The 2,352-nt window shown below is 66.5% G+C and carries 2 protein-coding genes; one reads left to right on the top strand and one right to left on the bottom strand.

The window, feature by feature from the left end:
- Positions 1–673, top strand: a 673-nt coding sequence (locus RT123_RS15690) for an FAD-dependent oxidoreductase (protein ID WP_313010177.1), incomplete at its 5' end; no start/stop codon positions are given.
- Positions 674–682: 9 nt separating this feature from the next.
- Here the strand turns inward: RT123_RS15690 and RT123_RS15685 are convergent.
- Positions 683–2,203 carry a carboxylesterase family protein gene (locus tag RT123_RS15685; protein ID WP_313010175.1) on the bottom strand — a complete coding sequence of 507 codons (1,521 nt, stop codon included), beginning with the start codon at positions 2,201–2,203 and terminating at the stop codon, positions 683–685.
- Positions 2,204–2,352: the final 149 nt, after the last annotated feature.

Here is a 2,352-nt window from a genome sequence, read left to right as displayed (position 1 = left end):
CAAAAAGACTGACACCGGTCTGGTCAACCACCTCGAAAACAGCATGAAGCTGGAGACGGACGTCGTCATGTTCGCCACCGGCCGTATCCCTTACGTTAAGGATTTGGGGCTGGGGAGCGCAGGCGTCGAGCTGAATGAGGCAGGCGCCATCAAGGTCGATCCCTATTCCAGGACGACGGCGGACAACATATGGGCCATCGGCGACGTCACTGATCGGATGAACCTGACGCCCGTGGCCATCCGCGAAGCCGTCGCCTTCCATCAGACCGTCTATCGCGACAATCCCCAGCACTTCGACTACGAGGCCGTGGCTACCGCCGTCTTCAGCCAGCCGCCGGTCGGGGTCGTGGGCCTCAGTGAGGCGGAGGCCCGCCGCTCCTGCTCGAACGGCGTCGACGTCTATGTCACTCGGTTCCGGCCCATGAAATACGCCTTCACCGGCTCGGATGAGCGGGTGCTGATGAAGCTGGTGGTCGACGCCGACAGCCAGCGCGTGGTCGGCGTGCACATCGTCGGCCCCGACAGCCCCGAGATGATCCAGCTGGCCGCGATCGCCGTGAAGGCCGGCCTGACCAAGGCGCAGTGGGACGCCACCTGCGCCGTCCACCCGACCATGGCGGAAGAGCTGGTCACGCTGAAGGAGAAGCAGTCGGGCGCGACCTCGGCCGGCTGACGCTTGCCCTCAGGGCCTGGGCCGCTCGCGGAACCGTTCCAGCAGGTCTAGCCTGGCGCTGAAGGGCACGGGCGTCACGGCCGGTCCCCGATTGCCGAAGTTCATCAGCCGGGTGTCCACACGGGTCGCCGTAGGCCAGCGCGGCCGTCCAACGCCATTGGGATCGCCCGAGCGCGCGAAGGCGGTCCAATAGCCCATCATCGCCTCCGACGCCTTTCGGTCCCGATCCTCGACCGGATACGGCAGAGTGTTCAACGTGCCGAACACATAGGGCCGCTCGATCGCATGGGTCGCGCCACCATGCGGCTCGGGATTCTGCGGCGACGAGATATCGAACCGATAGAGCCAGGCCGGATGGCCCGCCTTGGTATGCAGCCGCGCCAGCATCCGGGCCGGCTCTGAAAACACCAGATCCGTAATCGCCAGCTTGTCGAACGCCTCCAGCCCGCCATAGGCTTGAACGGCGTCGGCGCGCTCAAGCCAGGTCATGTCGTCGTCGATCTGACCATAGCCGTTGCGATCTGTGGGCTGCATCCACCAGAATTCGGCGCTGTTGCTGCCGATGATGAAGGGCACCGGGGCCTGCCGCCCCGCCTTGAACGCCGCCTCGACGGTGGACGGCACGATACGCCCGTCGATCAGCGTCAGGTCGCCGTTGGCGAAGACCGGCGGAGGCGTCAGGAACAGATCGGCCGGCGCCGCGCGCAAATCCGCCGCCGTTCGCAATCCCGCGCCATAGGCCCAGACCTCGCCGCGCTCCCGCGCTGAGGGCGCGCCATAGGGGCCCTTGCGGTCCAGCGGCGTCTGTAACTCCCGCCCCAGTCCGGACTGAACGATCGCCCGATCGAACAGACCGCGCGCCGGCGGCGAGATCATCAGCCGCGTGACGATCGCCCCGCCCGCCGATTCGCCGAAGATGGTCACGTTCTTGGGGTCGCCGCCAAAGGCCGCGATGTTGGCGCGCACCCATTTCAGCGCCGCCGTTACGTCCATGAGGCCGTAGTTGCCCGCAGCCTCCCCCACCGGCCGCCCGGCCGCCAGCGCCGGATGATCGAAGAAGCCCAGCCGCCCCAGTCGATAGTTCAGCGTCACCACGACCATGCCGCGCTTGGCCAGGTTCGTTCCGTCATACAGCGGCGCGGTTCCCGACCCGTTCACCAGGCCGCCGCCGTGGATCCAGACCATGACCGGCGCGGGCTGAGCCGCACTGATGGGCCGCCAGACGTTCAGGTTCAGACAGTCCTCGCTCATCGGCAAGGGACCGACGCCGGGGTCGCCATTCGGCGGCGCCTGGATGCACAGCGGACCATATGTCGAGGCGTCGCGCTGGCCCTGCCAGGTCGGCGCGGGACCGGGCGGTCGCCAACGCCGCTCGGCCGTCGGCGGGGCGGCATAGGGAATGTTCTTGAACGCAGCCACTTCGGCATCCGCGCGTCCGTTCAGGACGCCCTGCGGAATGCGAACGGTGGGCTGGTCGGCTGCGGGCGCCATCATGAGCGAAAGGGTGGCGAAAACGCCGGCAATTGTCATGCGCGGTGATTAGCAAATTACGGCGGCGCGCCAACAATCTTGCAATCACAGTTCACGACACTCGACGAGAGAACCGATTTCAATATGGCGCGTTATCGCTAAGCTGTGCGGGGTAAGCGTTGAACGAAGCGGCAAAATCTGGCGATCCG

Source organism: Brevundimonas vesicularis, from assembly GCF_032067225.1.
Lineage (GTDB): Bacteria > Pseudomonadota > Alphaproteobacteria > Caulobacterales > Caulobacteraceae > Brevundimonas > Brevundimonas vesicularis_F.
This window is presented reverse-complemented; position numbering and strand designations above follow the sequence as displayed.